Genomic DNA, 20,555 nt, shown 5'->3' with positions numbered 1-20,555 from the left:
AGAATAAAACCTTAAAATACAACCTGAACGATGAAAAGATTTTTCTTTTTTCTGACTGTCGCCGCAGTCGCCTGCTGTGCGGCGTGCAGCGACGATCCCGAGGTCGCGGAACCCGGCCTTTCCCTGCTCGAAGATAAAATAACGTTCGATATGTTCGGCGGCAGTCGTGTCCTCGAAATCACGGCCGATTCGCCGTGGACGATTACCTGTGACGACACGTGGTGTCACACCAATGTCACCGAAGGTTCGCATACGAAGAAAATCGTCCTGACGGTCGACCAGAGTTTCCTGCCCGGGGAACGCACGACCGAGGTGCATTTCTATGCCGCAGGCGAAGAGAAGCATACCGTTGCCGTGACGCAGGAGAAGTTCGAACCGATCCTCGTGCTGGCGGAGAACGGCGGCAGCGTCACCGCATACGGTGCGGACAATGAGCTGACCGTAAACCTGCGGGCGTCCGTGGCGTGGAAAGTCGAAGGCACGACCGGCTGGTGCGGAGTATCGCAGTCCGAAGGAACGAAAAGCACGGTTGTGAAACTCCTGCTGACCGACAGCGACGACGGCGTGCGCCCGCGCAGTGCGACGCTGACCTTCTCTTCCGAAATGGGGGGTGTCGAGCCCCAGCAGGTGACCGTCGTGCAGCGTTCGACGGGTGCGAACACGGTCCTGGTCCGGGCCGGTGAAACCCGCACGTTCCCGGCGCGGCGCACCGACGGTTCGTATGTGAAAGGCGCGGCTGTCGACTGGATCTGGGCCACGGAAGCGGGACTCGTCTCGGATCTGGCCTACGATGCCGCACAGAACGGAATCACCTGTACCGCCGCCGGGAATAAGCAGGGCAGCGGATTGGTGGCCCTGTTCGATGCCGACGGCGCGGTCGTCTGGTCGTGGCTGGTCTGGGTCGTGGATAAAACGCCTTCCGACGTGACCGTCAGCGGCATCGCCTGGCAGGACCGGAATGTCGGAGCCGAGTATTACACGGCCGACCCGAAGGCCTGTGTGCAGGATTTCCGTTCTTATGGCCTGTTCTATCAGTGGGGACGCAAAGAACCTTTTGTCGGAGCGAAGATACTTTCGAAGAACAAGTATTACGAGGGTCATGCCGATTATCCCGCGGCTTTCGGCGCAATGACGCGCGATGTGGTTTTCAATGCGGCCCGTACCGCCGGCTGGAATGTCAGCGCCGAAGAGATAACGGCTGCGGGTGCAAACGCAAATCCGACGACTTTCTACACCCGGCCGTCCGCTGCGATGGCCGACGGCTGGACCGAAGCCGCCAAGGGCCTGAACGACCCCTGCCCGGTGGGGTACAGGGTCCCGACTTCGGACGAATGGCAGGTGCTGCTCGCTTATGTGGACAGCAACGCCGCCAAAAACCAGGATTCGGGCGATACTTACAGCCGTTGGTACGTGCTCGATTCGGGCGGAACCTTCATCGGCCCGTCGACGATGTTCCGCAAGGGCGATAACGGTTGTATCCACTACCCGGGGCGTGCTGCGGCTTATTGTACATCGACCCTTTCCGGGAGCAAACCGCTTCCTATGTTCGACTGGAAAACCGGCGACGCTACGGCGGAAGGAGCTTATTACGAGCGGAAAATGACCACGGCCTACGGCATGCGCTGTGTGAAGGAGTGACATTGTGCAGGGTAATCGAGGTTTCGGGGCGGATACGGTTTATTCCGGCCCGAAGCCTTTTTTTGTGATATTTTCGTTAACTTCGCGCATCTTTTCAACTATTTATCCGATGAGAACAACCCTTCTTACCGTGTTTGCGGCTCTGTTGCTGCTTCCGGCCATGGCACAACCCGTAACCCCGCAGGACCGCCGCCGCGCCGCGGAACTTATGCGGCGCATGACGCTCGACGAAAAGGTCGGGCAGTTGGTCCAGCAGCGCGGAAAAGGCGCCGTGACAGGCCCGGACAAGACGCAGCTTTCCGTCGAACAACTCGTCCGCGAAGGGCGTTGCGGCAGCGTTTTCAACATCTACTCTTTCGAGGAAACCGAACGCCTGCAAAAGATCGCTGTCGAGGAGAGCCGCCTGGGCATTCCGCTGCTGATCGGAGCCGACGTGATCCACGGTTTCCGGACGATCTTCCCGGTCAACCTTGCCGTCGCCGCTTCGTGGGATCCGTCCGCTGCGGAGTCGCTGGCCCGGGTCGCGGCCCGTGAAGCCTCGGCTATGGGTATTCAATGGACCTTTTCGCCGATGTGCGACGTTTCGCGCGATCCCCGCTGGGGCCGTGTTTCCGAGGGTGCGGGCGAGGACCCCTACCTGGGCTCGCGCGTCGCCGAAGCGATGGTGCGGGGCTATCAGGGCGACCTTTCCGATCCTTCGTCGATCCTTGCCTGCGTGAAGCATTTCGCCGCCTACGGAGCGCCGCAGGCCGGGCGTGAATACCATACGGTCGATATGTCCGAGCGGGTTTTCCGCGACAGTTACCTGCCCCCGTACCGTGCGGCGCTCGATGCCGGGGCTGTGACGGTGATGACCTCGTTCAACGACCTGGACGGCGTTCCGGCTACGGCGAACCGGTGGCTGCTGCGCGACCTGCTGCGCGATGAACTCGGCTTCGGCGGGTTCGTGGTGACCGACTACGGCACGATCGGCGAACTGAAGGCCCACGGCGTAGCGGCCGACGATGCGCAGGCCGCCGAACTGGCCCTGCGTGCCGGGGTCAATATGGATATGATGAGCGCGGCCTACCTGTTCCACGCCGCCGAACTGGTGCGGCAGGGCCGTATCGCGGAGTCGCTGATCGACAGCCTCTGCTGCGAGGTGCTGGCCGTGAAATTCCGGCTGGGACTTTTCGACGATCCTTTCCGTTACCAGGTGAAGGAGCGTGAGGAGTGCTACTATGCCCCGGAACATCTCGATGCGGCACGGCGCGTGGCCCGCAGTTCGATGGTCCTGCTGGAGAATCGGGGCGATGTGCTGCCTCTGAAAAAAGGAAGCCGGATCGCGTTGGTGGGGCCTTTTGCCGATTCCCGGTGGGATATGATCGGCTCGTGGGTCCATTTCGCCGAGGCGGACCGGACTTCGACTTTCCGCGAGGGGCTGTGTCGGCGTTTTGGGGATGATCGGGTGATCTGCGTCCGTGGATGCGATCCGCATAAGGGGACCGAAGAAGGGCTTGCCGAAGCGGTCGCCGCGGCCGCGAAATCGGACGTGGTGCTGGTCGCCCTCGGGTTGACGGCCGGGGAGAGCGGCGAGGCGGCGAGCCTTGCGTCGATCGCCCTGCCCGAAGTTCAGCGGCAGTTGCTGGAATGCTTGAAGCAAACCGGGAAACCGATTGTCGTGCTGTTGGTTACGGGTCGCCCGATGGAGCTGGCCCGCGAGGCGGAACTGGCCGACGCCCTGTTGCTGACATGGTATCCCGGTACGATGGCGGGCGAAGCACTGGCCGATGTCGTTTCGGGCGATTACAATCCGTCGGGCCGCCTTCCGATGACCTTTCCCCGTACGGTGGGACAGGTCCCGATCCACTACGACATGAAAAATACGGGCCGGCCGGCCGCCGTATCGGGCCAGCCCCAGAAATACACTTCACGCTATATCGACGTGCCCAATTCGCCGCAGTACTGCTTCGGTTACGGTCTGGGCTATACGACGTTCGGTTATTCGGACCTGCGGGTGCTGACGCCTGCGGCGAAGCTCGGCGACGAAGTCCGCGTCGCGGTCCGTGTGACCAATACGGGCGGCCGTGACGGCGAGGAGGTTGTGCAGCTTTACGTGCGCGACCTGATAGCCAGCGTGACGCGTCCCGTGCGCGAACTGAAGGGTTTTGAGAAGGTGATGCTCCGTGCCGGCGAGAGCCGCGAGGTGACTTTCACGCTGACGCCCGACGACCTGTCGTTCTGGCGCCTCGACAACAAATGGGGCCAGGAGCCGGGCGATTACCACGTCTGGGCGGGGCACGATTCCGACTGTACGCTCGGCGGCAGTTTCCGGATTACCGAATAAAACGTCTTTCGGCTGAATGTGCGGAAAACGACAATAGGGGAGCAGCGGTTTCGGCCGCTGTTTTTTTATGTTGTACCGCGTTGGGCCGATGTCCCGAAAAATCCCGTTCGGCGGCGTTTCGGGCAAAAGGTTCCGGGCATGCGCTGGGCTTTCATAATTTTTTGCTATCTTTGGAGGTCAAAACAGTACGCAATGATGGATTTGAAAACGATACGGACCGAATTACACAAGCTGACGGCGATTGTCGACGGCTGGGACCCTTCCGGGCATATACCGGCTCTCGAACGCGATCTGGCACTGGAAAAACTGCGGACACTTTATGACGCGGTACGCTTTGCGGAAGGGGCGTCCGTTGCGGAAGCCCCGGTTGAGGCGGAGGAACCCGCTGCTGCGGCTCCGGTCGCCATCGACCTCGGGGCGGTGCTTTCGCTCGACCCGGAGGATGGCGCCGGATTTGAATCCGACTCCGATGCTGCGCCCGGATCGGCATTCGAAGCGGAGCCGGAGCCCGCCGAAGCGTTTTCCGGGCCCGAGCCTGAATCGGAGCCTGAATCGGAAACCGGGTTGGAACTTGAACCGGAGCCGTCGGAGATGCTGGAAATGCCGGAAACGACTGTGCCGGAACCGGAACCCGTTTTTGAGGCCGGCCCTGCACCGGAACCGGAGGTTGAATCCGCACCGGAACCGGAGACCGAACCGGCTCCCGTATTCGTTGCCGAAGAACCCGAACCGATCGCAGAACTGGACGAGCCGGTCGAAGAGCCGGCGTCCGCGCTGACGCCCGGGGCAGACCCTGTCCCTGCGGCGGAGGCTGCCGGGGAGTCTGTGCCGGAACCCGTCGCTGCGGAGAAGCCCCAATACATTGCGCCCACGCTCTTCGGATTGGAGGAGGAGACAGTCCGTCACCGTCATAAACAGCGCGTCATCATGTCGCTCTACGATACTCCGGCGCCCGCTGAAAAACCCGCGGCGCCCGAGGTGGCGGAAACCCGTCCCGAGCCTGTCGCAGAGCCCGAACCGAAAATCGAGCCTGCGCCCGCAGAACTTGAGCGGCAGCAGCCTGAAATCCGTGAATCCCACGAATCCCGGCCCGTTGCGGAGCCTGTCGTTGCGGCAGTTGCCCCGGTTCAGCAACCGGAGCCGGAGGAGGAGTCGGAATTCGAGGAGATCGGGATTGCGGCTCCGGCCGGAGCCGTGTTGGGCGATGTGATCAACCACGACGTGCAGACGCTGGCCGATACGATTGCCCCGCACCGCGGAGCCGCTTCGGAACTGCGGCGCGGCGAGCCGGTCGCGGACCTTCGCCGGGCCATCGGCATCAACGATAAATTCCTGCTGATCCGCGACCTGTTCGGCGGCGACGGCGAAGCCTATGAGCAGGCTATCGGGACGCTCAATGCTTTCGACGATTTCGACGAGTGTATGATTTATATCGCCGAGAACTACGCCTGGAATCCCAATTCGGACGGCGCGAAGTTCATGATGGAACTGCTCGAACGCAAATTCTCGTAACGGCATGGCCAAACTCTATATCGTACCTACGCCGATCGGGAATCTGGACGACATTACGCTGCGCGCCGTGAACGTCCTGCGCGAGGTGGATTTCATCCTCGCCGAGGATACGCGCACGACATCGTTCCTGCTCAAACACCTCGGCATCGAGCAAAAACTCCATTCGCACCACAAGTTCAACGAGCACGCCACGGTCGAGATGGTCGCCGGGTCGATCGCTGCGGGACGCAATGCGGCTCTCGTGTCGGATGCCGGGACGCCCGGTATTTCGGACCCCGGGTTCCTGCTCGTGCGCACGTGCGTTGAGGCGGGCATCGAGGTCGAAACACTGCCGGGCGCCACGGCGCTGATTCCGGCGCTGGTGCAGAGCGGATTTCCCTGCGACCGTTTTTGCTTCGAGGGCTTCCTGCCCCAGAAGAAGGGCCGCACGAAACAGTTGCAGGCCCTCGCCGACGAGGAGCGCACGATGATTTTCTACGAGTCGCCTTATCGTGTGGTCAAGTGCCTCGAACAGTTCGCCGGGGTTTTCGGCGAAGACCGCCGGGTTTCGGTGTCGCGCGAGATCACCAAAAAGTTCGAGCAGACCGTTCGCGGAACCGTTGCCGAAGTGCTGGACCATTTTCGTGCGACCGAGCCCAAGGGCGAATTCGTGATTGTCGTGGCCGGAAAACCCAAGGTCCGTCGCAGCCGGGAGGAAGAGGCTCAGTGATTCAAATTGTAAACAGCTATGGAAAATAATCGCACAGACGATACGCAAGGCATGAAACGTTCGTTTTCGGCGTGGCTCGGGGAGTTGCGCGAATTCATGAAGGGCCGTTTCAGCCTCGAAGAGGACAAGGCGCAGCGCGACGAAGTCGTGGCCGCCATTTCGAAGGGCGTCGAGTTCCGCGGCGTCAACCTCTGGGTACTGATTTTCGCTACGATGATTGCGTCGCTGGGCCTGAACGTCAATTCGGCCGCCGTAATCATCGGCGCGATGCTCATTTCGCCGATCATGGGCCCGATCATGGGCGTCGGCCTTGCGCTGGGCATCAACGATTTCGAACTGCTCAAAAAATCGCTGCGCAACCTGGCGCTGATGTTCATCGTCGCCATTATCACCTCGACGGTCTATTTCTTCATCTCGCCGCTTTCGTCGAACAGCAGCGAGTTGCTGGCGCGCACCGTGCCTACGACCTACGACGTGCTGATCGCCCTGTTCGGCGGTTTGGCTGGTGTTGTGGCCCAGACGCGGCAGGACCGCACGTCGACCGTGATCCCGGGCGTGGCCATCGCCACGGCCCTCATCCCGCCCCTCTGCACTGCGGGTTTCGGACTGGCCACCGGGCAGATAAAGTTCTTTATCGGGGCGTTCTATCTCTTCTTCATCAATTCGGTGTTCATCGCGCTGGCGACTTATGCCATGGTGCGTTTCCTCCAATACGAGAAGAAGGCCTTTATCGACAAGGCACGTGAACGCACGGTCAAACGGCTGATGATGGTCATTACGCTGGTGACCTTCATCCCGAGCGTCGTCATCGGTTTCCACATGGTCCGCGTTTCGGTGTTCGAAGCCGTGACCGACAAATACGTGTCGCAGGTCTTCAATTTCCCGCATACCCGTGTCATCGAGTGTAACAAGCATTATGCGCAGGGCAAGAACCCGTCGCAGATCGAGTTGCTGCTCGTAGGCGAGCCGCTGGGTGAAGAGGTGATCGAAAATGCCCGTGCGCAGATGCGCAATTTCGGGCTGAAGAAAACCGAACTGGTCGTCAGGCAGGCCAATACGGAAGATAAGATCGACGTGGCTTCGCTGCAAAAGAGTTATCAGGAACTGCTGGAGGAGAAGAACCGCCGGATCGGCGAAATGTCCTCGCTGCTGACGCGCTACCGGGTGACCAACGTCGAGGTGAACGATATTTCGCGCGAGGTCGGCGCCATGATGGACAACATCAGGGCCATTTCGCTGACCAAGGGCATCACGTTCGACATCAAGGGTACGCCCGGCGATACGACGCTCGTGTGCGTGGTGACGCCCGCAGACCCTGCCCGGCCGGTCGACGGCGAGACGCTGACCCGCTGGCTGAAGATTCGCACCAAGGTCGAGAACGTCAAACTTTTCGTAGAACCCTAACGGTATCGAGGCATGAAACGAACCGAGCTGAACCTCTTGCAGCGTCTCTGGCTGGAAACTCTCTGGCTGGGGGCCCGCGTGTTCGCCGTGATGCCTTACTGGTTTAAATACTACGTCGTCGAGAACGTGCTCTTCGGCCTGCTCTATTACTGCCTGCGCTACCGCATGAAGGTCGTGAAGACCAACCTTCGCAACTCGTTCCCCGAAAAGAGCCGCCAGGAGTTGGCCGTCATCCGCCGGAAGTTCTACCGCACGCTGTCCGAAATCTTCGTCGATACGATCAACATGGCCTACATGAACGAGGAGAAAGGGCGGACGGTGCTTACGGTCAAAGACGTGGAGAAGCATGTCGAGGCGGTGCACGGCCGTGACTGGATCGCCATGACGGCCCATTTCGGGTGCTGGGAGTACTGCTCCTACTGGGGCTTGTACGAGCGTTCGCAGATGCTGGTCGCCGTTTACCATCCGCTGCGCAGCGTAGTGATGGAGGAACTCTACCAGCGGCTGCGCAACTACGAGAATTCGATGACCGTTTCGATGAAAGAGAGCCTGCGCTTCTACCTGCGCAACCGGGCGAAGGGCGTCGAAGGCAAGAACCTCGTGATGGGGCTTATCGCCGACCAGAACCCTCCGCGGCGGCCCGACAGCCATTGGTTCCGCTTCCTCAATCAGGATACGATCTTTTTCGACGGCGGCGAAAAACTGGCCTTGCGCTGTAACCTTCCGGTCTACTTCGTGAAGATGGAACGCCTCCGGCGGGGCCGTTATCAGATGTCCTTCGAACTGATTTATGACGGTAAAGAAGAGGTTGCCGAATACGAAATCACGGAACGTTACGTTCGTAAACTGGAGAAGATGATTTGCGAGTGTCCCGAACTGTGGATGTGGTCGCATCGTCGCTGGAAACACAAACGAATTCATGGCAGTCGCTAAAATCGTAATACTTAACTGGAACGGCGTAGAGCACCTGCGCCGTTTTCTGCCGTCTGTCGTGGCTGCGGCGCCCGAAGGCGTCGAGGTTATCGTTGCCGACAACGGTTCGACAGACGATTCCGTGGCGGTGCTCGCTGCTGAATTTCCGTCTGTCTCGGTCCTGTGCATGGATGCCAACTACGGCTTTGCCGGGGGCTACAACCGGGCGCTGGAGGGGATCGACGCCGACTATTACCTGTTGCTCAACTCCGATATCGAGACTCCCGCGGGATGGCTCGAACCTATCCTCGACTGCCTGGACCGCAATCCCGACGTGGCGGTCGTCGCTCCGAAACTGATTTCCTATGCCGACCGGACGGAGTTCGAATACGCCGGGGCTTCGGGCGGTTTTATCGACTACCTGGGCTATCCTTTCTGCCGGGGCCGCATCCTGCGCCGCGTGGAGAAGGACCGGGGGCAGTACGACGACCAGCGCGACGTTTTCTGGGTGAGCGGTGCGGCTTTCTGCTGCCGGGCCGACGTGTTCCGGGCGCTGGGCGGTTTCGACGGCGATTTCTTTGCCCATATGGAGGAGATCGACCTCTGCTGGCGGATGCAACTGGCCGGTTACCGCGTGCGGATCGTGCCGCAGAGCACGGTTTACCATCTGGGAGGGGGTACGCTCCAGACCGATTCTCCGACCAAGGTTTTCTACAACCACCGGAACAACCTCGCCATGCTCTATAAATGCACCTCGCCCGCACAGCGGCTTTTCGTGGCCGTTGCGCGCCCGGTGCTCGATGTGCTCGCTGCGCTGTCGTACCTGGTGCAGGGCCGCAGGGATAATTTCCGGGCCGTATTTCGCGCTTACCGCGACTTCATCCGCTGGCACGGGGCCTTGGCCCGCAAGCGCCGTGCGATTCGCGAAACCCGCAAAGGTTCGGCGTCGGAGAACATCTACCGCGGCTCGGTGGTGCTGCGCTATCTTTTCGGGCGGCGTACCTTCGGCAGTATGATGCGCTGAGGGTGAAATCCGCAAGACTGGAAAAGTCGCTTCGTGCGGCATGCGTTACCTTTGCTGCGAGATGAAGAACAAACCTGCCACAACGAACGATTACCAACGGCGCCTGAACCTGGTCGTCGAGTATATCCGGATGCACCTCGACGAGGAGATCGACCTGCGCACCCTGGCCGGAATTTCGGCTTTTTCCCCGTACCATTTCCACCGCATCGTTTCGGCGATGCTCGGCGAGCCTATCGGCGAATTCATCGTCCGTACGCGGATCGAGACTGCCGCACGGCTGCTGCGCTATACGGACATTCCCGTGTCGGAGGTGGCTTACCGCGTGGGCTACGACACGCCCTCGTCGCTGAGCAAGGCGTTCCGGCGGTTTTTCGGCATCTCGCCCAAAACGTACCGAATCACTAAAAACCGTCCGATGATGAACAGCAACATGCACCCCGACGCCGAAATCCGGTTGTCGAAACCCAAAATCCGGGAGATTCCCGTTAAAACCGTGGCTTACATCCGCGCACAGGGAAATTACAGCCAGGTCGACTATTGTTCGTATTTCCTTCGCCTGTGGAGCTATGTCAAGGAGCACAAACTCTTTTCGGCCGGGGTCGAGAACATTGTTATTTATCACAACGACCCCGATATTTCGCAGGATGGCGACCTTCGCTGCGATGTCTGTCTGGCGCTGCCCGCAGGGCCGGTTGCCGACGGCGATATCGGCGTGAAGGAGATTGCCGGAGGCAAATACGCCGTATTCCTCCATACGGGTCCCTACACCGGACTGGGAGCCGCTTATAAGAAGATTTGCGGCGAGTGGCTGCCCGGAAGCGGGTGTGAACTGCGCGACAGTCCCTGCTTCGAAAAGTATATCAACAGTCCCGACCGGGTTCCGGCCGAAAAGCTGAAAACCGAGATTTACATTCCGCTGGCGTAGCCGCTGCCGCACCGGTCCGGCTATGATCGTACGGGGCCGGGAAGACTGTCTTCCCGGCCCCGTTGCGTTTTGGTACGGCCTGCCGTGCAGAAAATGGTGGCGGGGATTTGTAAATGCGTGCGAATTTGCGTATCTTTCAGAAAATCCCGTTGCTTATGATACGCGCCTTTCTCCTGTTGTTAGTTGCTGCTGCCTTACTGCCTTTCCGCGTTTCGGCGACCGGACAGGCTGCCGAGCAGCTTATCGTCGGGCGCGATACGATGTGCCTGTTTGCCCTGCCGCTGGAGACGGCAGATTCGGCTGTGCTCGCCCGGCTCGAAAAACGGCTGGACGAGCTCAACGCCTCCGGCTCCACGGCTTGCTGGCGACGCTGTATCGGAGTCTGGCGGTTGGACGGGGAGGGCATATTGTGGCTTGAGCGCATGAACACCGAGGACGGCGACTTCGTTATTTCCGGAGCGGAGTTGCTTCCCGAATTTGCAGAAGGTCCACATGCCCGAGCCGGCTGGTTCAGCGGGGAGATTCGCTATGGCACGGGCGGCATGGTCCATTACCAGCACGACGGATTTATGCGGAACCTCGAACGGGAATGGATCGCCAAGGTGTCCGAGGGGCGTGTAAGGGAGACGAAAGCCTACCGAAACCGCCTATATAAAAAGGGTATGGATTTGGAGGATAATGTACGGCGTGCCGCCGCGGCGTTCGACAGCCTGTATGTCGGTGAACTGCCCGATATGCTGACGCTTTGCATGGTTTTTGCCGCCGATTCCACGGGCCGGGTCGTGCGGATTGCCCGGGCGCAGTTGCTGATGCCGGAAAAAGAGATTGTCAGCGACTCCGCCGATCCGCGCTTGCAGGCAGCGGTACGAACTTTCCGTTCCGTAACGCGCTGGGATGCCTACTGGGTCGAAGGGAGCTGGAAGGAGCAGGCCTGCTTTATTCCCTTGCGCAGGGGCGGGGAGGTCTGGAAACCGCGGACGGAGCGGATGCCGCGTCCGTGATTATTGTTGCGTCCCGTAGGGCAGCGTGAACCAGAAGGTCGAGCCTTTCCCGATTTGGGATTCGACACCGATGTCTCCTCCCAGCGTTTCGACGATCGACTTCGAGATCGCCAGCCCGATGCCGATGCCCTGCTTGAACGATCCTGCTTTGGTAAACCGCTGGAAAAGTTCCCGCTGGTGCTCTTCCGAGATGCCTGTTCCCGTGTCGGTGACATAGATGTAGAGTTCGCTGCCGCGGATTTCGAATCCGAAGTCGATGGAGCCGTTTGCCGTGAATTTCACGGCGTTGCTCAAAAAGTTTGCAACCACCTGGATCAGCCGCTTGCGGTCCGTATGGAGATAGCTTGCGGGATATTGTCTGTGAAAAGTGATCCGCACGGGGCTGTTCTCCGGCTGGCGGATGCGGAAACCACCTTCCAACTCTTCCATCACGGCGTTCAGTTCTACGTCCGAATATTCGTAGTCGAGCGTTCCGGTTTCGATTTTCGAGAGGTCGAGCAGGTCGTTTATCAGATGCAACAATACTTCGCTGTTCAGGCGGATGATGCGCATGTACTCCTGTTTATCTTCGGGGGCGGAATCGGTCATGAGCAGTTCCGAAAAACCGACGATGGCGTTGAGCGGCGTGCGCAACTCGTGGGTCGTGTTTGTCAGGAAGAACGACTTCATGCGGTCGGACTCTTCGGCATGAATGCGTGCCTTGTCCAATTCGCGCTGCGTGCGTTTCTGGGCTGTGATATCGCTCACGGTCAGCACGACACGGGATTCTCCGGCTATGGTTAGGAAATTGCCCGACACGCTCACGTCGCAGTCGATGGCTTCGGAGTGGTCGTCGGAAGTGTAAAGCACCATCGGGGCTTCCAGCCCGGAGAACCCTTTTTTCGACCGGAACGCTTCGCCGATGGCCGCGCGGACCGGACAGTCGGCGCATAGGTCGTGTGTCCCGCAGATCCCGGCATCCTCGCCGTTTTTACAGCGCAGCAGGTTGCCGACCTTGGGCGGCCGGGATGGCAGGGGCGTGCCGGTCAGGGTGTAATAGTTGGTTTGCAGGACATCGAAATCCGGATCGACCAGCAGGATATAAGCGGCTACGTTGCGCAGTACTTCGTCGTTGACGCGTTTGCTTATCTTTATATATCGGCATTGATAATAGCAGCGCCAGACCAGAAAAACACAGGCTGCCGCCAACACGACTATCCCTATCGATAATAACAGATACATCCGATCCCGTCGTTTGTTAATTTCCCAAAGATAATCAAAAAACGGAAAGACCGGGCGAAAAATACCTCAAAAAGGCATCCGAAATAATTCGGATGCCTTTTTGAGGTAGATGTTGACTGCTTATTTATTGATTTTAGCCCACGAGTCCTTGAGCGTCACCGTGCGGTTGAATACAAGGTGCTCGGGCGTCGAGTCGGTGTCGGGGCAGAAGTAGCCCACGCGCTCGAACTGTACGGCCTGTCCTACCGGGATATCGCGCAGCGACGGCTCCAGATAACCCGTGACCTTGACCATCGACTCCGGATTGAGGTTGTCCTCCCAGGTCTGGCCTTCGGCTACGTCGTCGGGATCTTCTTTGGTGAAGAGCGGGTTGAACAACCGGACTTCAGCCTCTACGGCATCCTTGGCCGACACCCAGTGGATCACGCCCTTTACGCGGCGGCCGTCGCTCGACGAACCTTCGCCCGACATCGGGTCGTAAGTGCAGCGCAGCTCGGTGATATTGCCTTCGGCGTCTTTCACGACCTCCTCGCACTTGATCAGGTAGGCGTAGCGCAGGCGCACTTCGCCGCCGGGGCAGAGGCGGAAGAACTTTTTGGGCGGCTCCTCCATAAAATCGTCGCGCTCGATGTAGATTACCTTCGAGAAGGGAACCTGACGCGTTCCGGCGGCTTCGTCCTCCGGGTTGTTGATCGCCGTGAAGAGCTCGGTCTTCGCATCGTCGTAGTTCGTGATCACGACCTTCAGCGGATTCAGCACGGCCATGCGTCGCTCAGCGACCTTGTTCAGGTCTTCGCGCACGCAGTATTCCAGCTTGCCCAGATCGATCACGTTGTCGCGTTTGGCGACGCCCACCATTTCGGCGAAATTGCGTACCGAGGCGGGTGTATAACCTTTGCGGCGCAGGGCGCAGATGGTCGGCATGCGGGGATCGTCCCAGCCCATCACGGCGCCTTCCTGCACGAGCTTGAGCAGTTTGCGCTTCGACATCATCGTATAGGTGAGGTTCAGGCGTGCGAATTCGTACTGGTGCGAGGGGAATATCTCCAGCGCCTGGATGAACCAGTCGTAGAGCGGGCGGTGTACGTCGAATTCGAGCGTGCAGATCGAATGGGTGATCTGCTCGATCGAGTCGCTCTGGCCGTGGGCGTAGTCGTACATCGGGTAGATGCACCATTTGTCGCCCGTGCGGTGGTGGCTGGTGTGGATGATGCGGTACATCAGCGGGTCGCGGAACAGCATGTTCGGGTGCGCCATGTCGATTTTGGCGCGCAGCACCTTCGCCCCGTCGGGAAATTCACCGTTCTTCATGCGGACGAACAGGTCGAGGTTCTCCTCGACCGAGCGGTCGCGCCAGGGCGAGGGCGTACCCGGAACCGAAACCGTGCCGCGGTTCTCGCGAATCTGCTCCTGCGTCTGGTCGTCGACGTAAGCCAGCCCCTTTTTGATCAGGACGACGGCCCACTCGTAGAGTTGGTCGAAATAGTCCGACGCATAGCGTTCCAGCTCCCATTGGAATCCCAGCCACTGGATGTCGCGCTTGATCGAGTCGACGTATTCCACGTCCTCCTTGACGGGGTTCGTGTCGTCGAAACGCAGGTTGCATTTGCCGCCGTATTTCTTGGCCAGGCCGAAGTTGATGCAGATGCTCTTGGCATGGCCGATATGCAGGTAGCCGTTCGGTTCGGGCGGGAAACGGGTCTGTACGCGCGTTTCGCCCTTTGCGATCGACTCTTCGATAATTTCTTCGAGGAAGTTCAGCGACTTCTCCCGTGTTTCGTTTGTTTCGCTTGCCATATGGTTGGATATTGCTATTTTTTATGATTCTTGCTGTTGTAAACCGTTTTGAGCAGTTTCACGCCCACGACCAGCATCTGCTGGGTTCCCAGGGCGGTTCCGTCGTGATGGGCGGCGAACTCGGCACGGACCGAGACTGTATCGTCGAAGAACGAGCGGCGGTAGGAGAGCGCCGTGCGGCTGTATACTTTTTGATCGGTGCGGAAGAAACTCTCACCCGGGTAGAGCTCGCGGCCGTAGGGAATGTGGGTTGTCGTACCGTCGTTGTTCTCCAGCTCGTTTCCGTAGAAGAAGGGGTGGATATTGTCCCCTACATACAGCCTTTCGTCGAGCGAGAAGCCCCAGCGGCTGATCTTGAAGGCGAATTCTCCCATGCAGGGCTTTTCCCATTTGTGTCCGAAACTGCGGTCGCGCTGAGCTGTGAGCAAAGCTCCCAGTTTGATGTCGAAATCGAAGAAGGCGTTGAACTTCACGCCGATGCAGGGGTTCAGCAACTGCAGGTCGACGACGTTCTCCAGGGCCGCGTCTTTCTGGCCGGCGAAGTGGAACATCGAGTAGTTGAATCCGTAGTAGAAGGTGTCGAGGTAGTGGCGCCCGGCGAACAGGATGCGGAATTTCTCGCGCGAGAGGGTGGAATACATGCCTTCCCAGTCGCAGACGAATTCGACATAGGAGTTCCGTTTGCCGTTGTACTGCGCCAGCACACCGTTCATGCGGTTGTGGTAGAAGCGGTACGACTCGGTGAAGAACGCCGTCGAATAGTCGTCGTCGTGCATCATGTCGCGTGTGAAGATACCGGCCACGGCCGTCACTTTGGGCGTCTGGAACTGGTAGTAGAAGACGGGCTTGATCTCCGAAAGATAGGCCGATTCCGCCGAACCGAAATTTTTGATCATGTCCGCGGCGATGACGAGCGTGTTTTTCTCGTCCCACCGGATGCCCGCGCGGGGCGTCAGCCGGGCCGCGAAATCCGTACCGGATTCGATGTCCAAACCCGGAACGGCAAATTCATTGCTGCCGAACTCCTTGTTGTCGAAATACATTTTGAAATCGGTTCCTAACAGAATCTCCTGCGAGTATCCTGCGAGGGTGCTTCCGGAAAGGGCGAGCAAGAGTAAGAGTTTTTTCATAGGGATCAACGGAATATAGCTGACAAAAGTAAGGAAAAGATTTTAATTTTATTTACTTTTGCCCCCGAAATCATACATTCCGACCCATTATGCGCAAAATCACCAACGAAGAGCTCGGCCGGCCCTCGGTTTCGGAGTTCGCCGCAATGGCGAAGATGCCTGTCGCGGTAGTCCTGGACAACGTTCGTTCGTCGCAGAACGTCGGGGCCTTTTTTCGCACGGGCGACGCCTTCGCCGTGGAGCGGATCGCCCTGTGCGGTATCACCGCCACGCCGCCCAGCCGCGACATCCACAAGACGGCCCTGGGCGCCGAACTGACCGTACCCTGGAGTTATTACGGCACGACGGAGGAGTGTATCGCGCGGCTGCGTGAAGAGGGCTATGCGATCTACGCCGTGGAGCAGGTCGAAGGGGCCGTGATGCTCGACGAATTCCGCACACAGCCGGGCGTGAAGTATGCGCTCGTCTTCGGCAACGAAGTCGACGGCGTAGGGCAGGAGGCCGTCGACCTGTGCGACGGAGCTGTCGAGATTCCGCAGGTGGGCGTGAAACATTCGATCAATGTGTCGGTCTCGGGCGGTGTCGTTTTGTGGACTTTCTTCGCCCAACTGAAAGGTTGTTTTTAGGGCCGGAAACTGACTTTGCCGCCGCTGTTCAGTCCTGCTCAAAATAAATTTGTCATTGCGCTCGGCTTGCGCTATCTTTGCCCCGATTTAAAAACTAAAATCCGAAGTAATGTCTGTTGAAAGTACAGTTCGTGCGGTTACGACTTATCGCCTTACGGAAATGAAGCAGCGGGGCGAAAAGATCGCCATGCTTACCTCTTACGATTATTCGATGGCGAAGATCGTCGATGCCGCAGGTATCGACGTGATCCTCGTGGGCGACTCGGCTGCCAATGTGATGGCTGGCTACGAGACCACGGTTCCCATCACCCTCGATATGATGATCTACCATGCACGCTCGGTCGTACGCGCCGTAGAGCGTGCGCTGGTCGTTGTCGACCTGCCGTTCGGAACCTACCAGGGCAACTCGAAGGTGGCCCTCGACTCGGCTGTCCGCATCATGAAGGAGACCGAAGCCGATGCCGTGAAGATGGAAGGCGGCGAGGAGATCCTCGAATCGGTGCAGCGCATCCTGTCGGCCGGCATTCCCATCATGGGACACCTCGGCCTGACGCCCCAGTCGATCCACAAGTTCGGCACTTACGCCGTTCGCGCCAAGGAGGAGGCTGAGGCCGAGAAGCTGTTGCGTGATGCACGCCTGCTGAGCGATGCGGGATGTTTCGGCATCGTGCTCGAAAAAATTCCGGCCGAATTGGCCGCCCGGGTCACGAAGGAGATTTCCGCGCCGACGATCGGTATCGGCGCAGGCGGGGGCTGCGACGGCCAGGTGCTCGTGATCCACGACATGCTGGGCATCAACAAAGGCTTCTCGCCGCGTTTCCTGCGCCGTTATGCCGATCTGCATTCGGTGATGACCGGGGCCGTGGAGCAGTATGTCAAGGATGTCAAGGACTGTGATTTCCCCAACGAAAAGGAGCAGTATTAAGCGATTGTGTCCCAAGAAAAAGAGGTCCGGCTCGTGAGCCGGACCTCTTTTCGTGGAGAGTCCCTGAATAAAATGTTGATAAAAAAATCGACGGATCGGGCCGGAAATTAGGCCGTTTCGAAAATAATCACTACATTTGCGAGCAACAAAAATCCACGTTCATTATGTCTTTTATCAATGAAAGGGTTCAGCCCGAAGGACTTACCTTCGACGATGTGCTGCTTATACCCGCCTATTCGGAAGTGTTGCCGCGAGAGGTCAATGTCCAGACCCGTTTCTCGCGAAATATCAAGCTCAACATCCCCATTGTGTCCGCTGCTATGGACACGGTTACCGAAGCGCCGCTGGCGATCGCCTTGGCACGCGAAGGCGGAATCGGCGTGATCCACAAGAATATGACCATTGCCGAACAGGCCGCCCAGGTCCGCAAGGTGAAACGCGCCGAGAACGGCATGATCTACGATCCGGTGACCATTTCCAAGGACCACACCGTCGGCGACGCGCTGAATCTGATGAAAGAGAACCGGATCGGAGGCATTCCGGTCGTGGATTCGGATAAAATCCTCATCGGCATCGTCACCAACCGCGACCTGCGTTTCCAGCGCGACATGACGCGCCGCATCGAAGAGGTGATGACTCCCGGCGACCGCCTCGTGACGACGCACAATCCCGAACTGGCCCATGCCCAGGAAATTCTGCTGAACAGCAAGATCGAAAAGCTCCCCGTGGTGGACGACGAAGGCCATCTGGTGGGGCTTATTACTTATAAGGACATCACCAAGGTTCAGGATCATCCCAATGCCTGCAAGGATGCGAAAGGGCGTCTGCGCGTGGCTGCCGGCGTCGGCGTTACGCCCGACGCTATGGACCGCGTGAAAGCGCTGGTTGCCGAGGATGTCGACGCCGTTGTCCTCGACTCCGCACACGGCCATTCGGCCAATATCGTTTCGATGCTCAAACGCATCAAGGAGACTTATCCCTCGCTCGACGTTGTGGTGGGCAACATCGCCACGGGCGGTGCGGCGCGCTACCTGATCGAGAACGGCGCCGACGGCGTGAAGGTCGGTATCGGTCCGGGTTCGATCTGTACGACGCGTATCATCGCGGGTGTGGGCGTTCCCCAGTTGACGGCCATCTACGACGTGGCTTCCGTAGCTAGTGAAAGCGGCGTTCCGGTGATTGCCGACGGCGGCCTGCGCTATTCGGGCGACCTGGTGAAGGCGCTGGCTGCGGGCGGCGACTGCGTGATGATCGGTTCGATGTTCGCCGGTACGGAGGAGGCTCCGGGCGAAACGATTATCTTCAACGGCCGTAAGTTCAAGAGTTACCGCGGCATGGGGTCGATCGACGCCATGAAGGCCGGATCGGCCGACCGTTATTTCCAGAAGGGCTGTGAGGGCAACATCAGCAAACTCGTTCCCGAAGGCATCGCTGCGCGCGTGCCGTTCAAGGGCTCCCTCTCCGAGACGGTTTACCAGCTCATCGGCGGAGTCCGTTCGGGTATGGGCTACTGCGGGGCAAAGGACATCGGGGCGCTCAAGCAGGCCCGCTTCATCCGCATTACGGCTTCGGGTATGCTGGAGAGCCATCCGCACGACGTGGCCATCACGAGCGAAGCGCCTAACTATTCGAGCGAGCGTTAGTTGCGATGGCGGGTGATTCGAAACAACCGGCCTGGTACGAATGGATGGCAGCGATCGTCGCCGTACTGGGACTGCTGACCTATCTTTTGTCGGACAACCGGACGCTCACCTCCCTGTCGCTCGTAGCAACGGCGGTCGTGGCCGGCTACGTTGCTTACCGCTCTTTGCAAAAGAAAAAATAAATCTGAAATAGATGGAAAAAATCCTGATTCTCGACTTCGGTTCGCAGTACACGCAGCTCATTGCACGGCGTGTGCGCGAACTCTGCGTCTATTGCGAAATCCACCCCTTCAACAAAGTTCCGCCGCTCGACGCGTCGGTTCGGGGCGTGATTCTCTCGGGCAGCCCCTTCTCCGTGCGGGACGCCCAGGCCCCGACCCCCGATCTTTCGGCCATCAAGGGCAAACTGCCGCTGCTCGGCGTCTGCTACGGAGCTCAATACCTTGCCTCGGCTTTCGGCGGTGAGGTGCAGCCCGCTCCCAGCCGCGAATACGGCCGCGCGATGCTTACCGTGGGCGATTCGTCGGATGCGCTGATGCAGGGACTTCCTGCCCGCACGCAGGTGTGGATGTCGCACGGCGACACCATTACGCGTGTGCCCGAAACCTATAAACTGGTCGCCAGCACCGAAGACGTGCGTGTCGCCGCGTTCCACATCGAGGGCGAGCAGACCTGGGGCATCCAGTTCCACCCGGAGGTTTACCACTCGACCGACGGCACGCAGTTGCTCAAGAACTTCGTCGTGGACATCTGCGGCTGCGAACAGTCGTGGACCTCGGAGAGTTTCGTGGAGTCGACCGTGCGCGAGTTGCGCGAGAAGCTGGGCGACGACAAGGTCGTGCTGGCACTTTCGGGCGGCGTCGATTCGTCGGTAGCCGCCGTGCTGCTGCACAAGGCCATCGGTAAGAACCTCTACTGCGTTTTCGTCGATTCGGGCCTGCTGCGCAAGAACGAGTTTGCGGAGGTGCTCGAATCGTATAAGCACATGGGCCTGAACGTCAAGGGCGTGAATGCCTCGGCCAAATTCCTCGGCGATCTGGCGGGCGTTACGGACCCTGAAACGAAACGCAAGATCATCGGCCGCGACTTCGTGGAGGTTTTCAACGAAGAGGCCATCCAGATCAAGGATGTCAAGTGGCTGGCGCAAGGTACGATTTACCCCGACGTGATCGAGTCGTGCTCGGTCAACGGCCCTTCGGCTACGATCAAGTCGCACCACAACGTCGGCGGACTTCCCGAGAAGATGAACCTTCGCATTGTCGAGCCGCTGCGCCTGCTGTTCAAGGACGAAGTGCGCCGCGTGGGCCGTTCGATGGGTATTTCCGAGCAGTTGATAGGCCGCCATCCCTTCCCGGGACCGGGCCTTGCGATCCGTATCCTGGGCGACATCACGCCCGAGAAGGTCGAAATCCTCCAGAACGTGGATAAAATCTATATCGACTCGCTGCGTGCCGCCGGGCTTTACGACCAGGTGTGGCAGGCGGGAGCTATCCTGCTTCCGGTGAAGAGCGTCGGCGTGATGGGCGACGAGCGTACTTACGAAAGCTGCGTGGCCCTGCGTGCCGTGACCTCGACCGACGGCATGACGGCCGACTGGGTGCATTTGCCCTACGAGTTCCTGGCCGATCTTTCGAACGACATCATCAACAAAGTCAAGGGGGTCAACCGCGTCGTGTACGACATCTCCTCGAAACCGCCCGCAACCATCGAGTGGGAGTAGGGTATTTCCCGATACGAAAAGCGCCGCATCTGTTACAGATGC

Annotated in this window: 17 protein-coding genes; 14 read left to right on the top strand and 3 right to left on the bottom strand. The window is 59.2% G+C overall.

The window, feature by feature from the left end; translation table 11 throughout:
- Positions 1 to 30: 30 nt before the first annotated feature.
- The 9 genes from KG007_RS01510 to KG007_RS01470 all read left to right on the top strand — a co-directional run bounded on the left by KG007_RS01510 (position 31) and on the right by KG007_RS01470 (position 11,451).
- The gene (locus KG007_RS01510; protein WP_213347082.1) at positions 31 to 1,638 is read left to right on the top strand and encodes a BACON domain-containing protein; all 1,608 of its coding nucleotides are present in this window, start codon (positions 31 to 33) and stop codon (positions 1,636 to 1,638) included.
- A gap of 109 nt (positions 1,639 to 1,747) precedes the next feature.
- On the top strand, positions 1,748 to 3,964 hold the full coding sequence (locus KG007_RS01505) for a glycoside hydrolase family 3 N-terminal domain-containing protein (protein WP_213347080.1): 2,217 nt from the start codon (positions 1,748 to 1,750) through the stop codon (positions 3,962 to 3,964).
- Between the two features lie 192 nt (positions 3,965 to 4,156).
- On the top strand, positions 4,157 to 5,476 hold the full coding sequence (locus KG007_RS01500) for a hypothetical protein (RefSeq protein ID WP_249413210.1): 1,320 nt from the start codon (positions 4,157 to 4,159) through the stop codon (positions 5,474 to 5,476).
- A 4-nt stretch (positions 5,477 to 5,480) separates the two neighbouring features.
- Positions 5,481 to 6,185 carry a 16S rRNA (cytidine(1402)-2'-O)-methyltransferase gene (gene rsmI / locus KG007_RS01495; RefSeq protein ID WP_213347078.1) on the top strand — a complete coding sequence of 235 codons (705 nt, stop codon included), beginning with the start codon at positions 5,481 to 5,483 and terminating at the stop codon, positions 6,183 to 6,185.
- Positions 6,186 to 6,203: 18 nt separating this feature from the next.
- Entirely contained in the window at positions 6,204 to 7,589 is a 1,386-nt protein-coding gene (locus tag KG007_RS01490) for a TIGR00341 family protein (RefSeq protein ID WP_195458232.1), read from the top strand.
- A 12-nt stretch (positions 7,590 to 7,601) separates the two neighbouring features.
- Positions 7,602 to 8,522 carry a lysophospholipid acyltransferase family protein gene (locus KG007_RS01485; protein ID WP_213347076.1) on the top strand — a complete coding sequence of 307 codons (921 nt, stop codon included), beginning with the start codon at positions 7,602 to 7,604 and terminating at the stop codon, positions 8,520 to 8,522.
- Positions 8,509 to 9,525 (top strand): glycosyltransferase family 2 protein, encoded by a 1,017-nt coding sequence (locus tag KG007_RS01480; RefSeq protein ID WP_213347074.1) that lies wholly within the window; start codon positions 8,509 to 8,511, stop codon positions 9,523 to 9,525. The genes KG007_RS01485 and KG007_RS01480 overlap by 14 nt, the downstream gene beginning before the upstream one ends.
- A 61-nt stretch (positions 9,526 to 9,586) precedes the next feature.
- On the top strand, positions 9,587 to 10,450 hold the full coding sequence (locus KG007_RS01475; protein ID WP_195458229.1) for an AraC family transcriptional regulator: 864 nt from the start codon (positions 9,587 to 9,589) through the stop codon (positions 10,448 to 10,450).
- Positions 10,451 to 10,605: 155 nt separating this feature from the next.
- Positions 10,606 to 11,451, top strand: a complete 846-nt coding sequence (locus tag KG007_RS01470) for a hypothetical protein (RefSeq protein WP_213347072.1) — start codon at positions 10,606 to 10,608, stop codon at positions 11,449 to 11,451.
- Here the strand turns inward: KG007_RS01470 and KG007_RS01465 are convergent, their stop codons facing one another.
- From KG007_RS01465 to KG007_RS01455, 3 genes are all read right to left on the bottom strand, one after another.
- A complete protein-coding gene (locus tag KG007_RS01465; protein ID WP_213347070.1) occupies positions 11,452 to 12,672 on the bottom strand; it encodes a sensor histidine kinase in 1,221 nt (406 codons plus the stop codon).
- A 120-nt stretch (positions 12,673 to 12,792) separates the two neighbouring features.
- Positions 12,793 to 14,469, bottom strand: coding sequence for a glutamine--tRNA ligase/YqeY domain fusion protein (locus tag KG007_RS01460; protein ID WP_213347068.1), 1,677 nt, complete (start codon positions 14,467 to 14,469; stop codon positions 12,793 to 12,795).
- Between the two features lie 14 nt (positions 14,470 to 14,483).
- Complete coding sequence (locus KG007_RS01455) at positions 14,484 to 15,599, bottom strand: hypothetical protein (protein ID WP_213347066.1); 1,116 nt, start codon at positions 15,597 to 15,599, stop codon at positions 14,484 to 14,486.
- 89 nt (positions 15,600 to 15,688) lie between these two features.
- Here KG007_RS01455 and KG007_RS01450 point away from each other — a divergent pair, with 89 nt between their 5' ends.
- The 5 genes from KG007_RS01450 (at position 15,689) to guaA (ending at position 20,513) form a co-directional block, all read left to right on the top strand.
- The gene (locus KG007_RS01450) at positions 15,689 to 16,225 is read left to right on the top strand and encodes a TrmH family RNA methyltransferase (RefSeq protein WP_213347064.1); all 537 of its coding nucleotides are present in this window, start codon (positions 15,689 to 15,691) and stop codon (positions 16,223 to 16,225) included.
- 109 nt (positions 16,226 to 16,334) lie between these two features.
- Positions 16,335 to 17,150 (top strand): 3-methyl-2-oxobutanoate hydroxymethyltransferase, encoded by an 816-nt coding sequence (gene panB, locus KG007_RS01445; protein WP_213347062.1) that lies wholly within the window; start codon positions 16,335 to 16,337, stop codon positions 17,148 to 17,150.
- Between the two features lie 164 nt (positions 17,151 to 17,314).
- Positions 17,315 to 18,793 (top strand): IMP dehydrogenase, encoded by a 1,479-nt coding sequence (gene guaB / locus KG007_RS01440; RefSeq protein ID WP_195458222.1) that lies wholly within the window; start codon positions 17,315 to 17,317, stop codon positions 18,791 to 18,793.
- A gap of 44 nt (positions 18,794 to 18,837) precedes the next feature.
- Positions 18,838 to 18,975, top strand: a complete 138-nt coding sequence (locus KG007_RS01435; protein ID WP_195458221.1) for a hypothetical protein — start codon at positions 18,838 to 18,840, stop codon at positions 18,973 to 18,975.
- A gap of 11 nt (positions 18,976 to 18,986) precedes the next feature.
- Positions 18,987 to 20,513, top strand: a complete 1,527-nt coding sequence (guaA, locus tag KG007_RS01430) for a glutamine-hydrolyzing GMP synthase (protein WP_195458220.1) — start codon at positions 18,987 to 18,989, stop codon at positions 20,511 to 20,513.
- The last annotated feature ends 42 nt before the right edge of the window (positions 20,514 to 20,555 follow it).

This window comes from Alistipes montrealensis, from assembly GCF_018362775.1.
Taxonomy (GTDB): Bacteria; Bacteroidota; Bacteroidia; order Bacteroidales; family Rikenellaceae; genus Alistipes; species Alistipes montrealensis.
The sequence above is the reverse complement of the archived record's forward strand: the minus strand, read 5'-3'. Positions and strand labels throughout refer to the sequence as shown.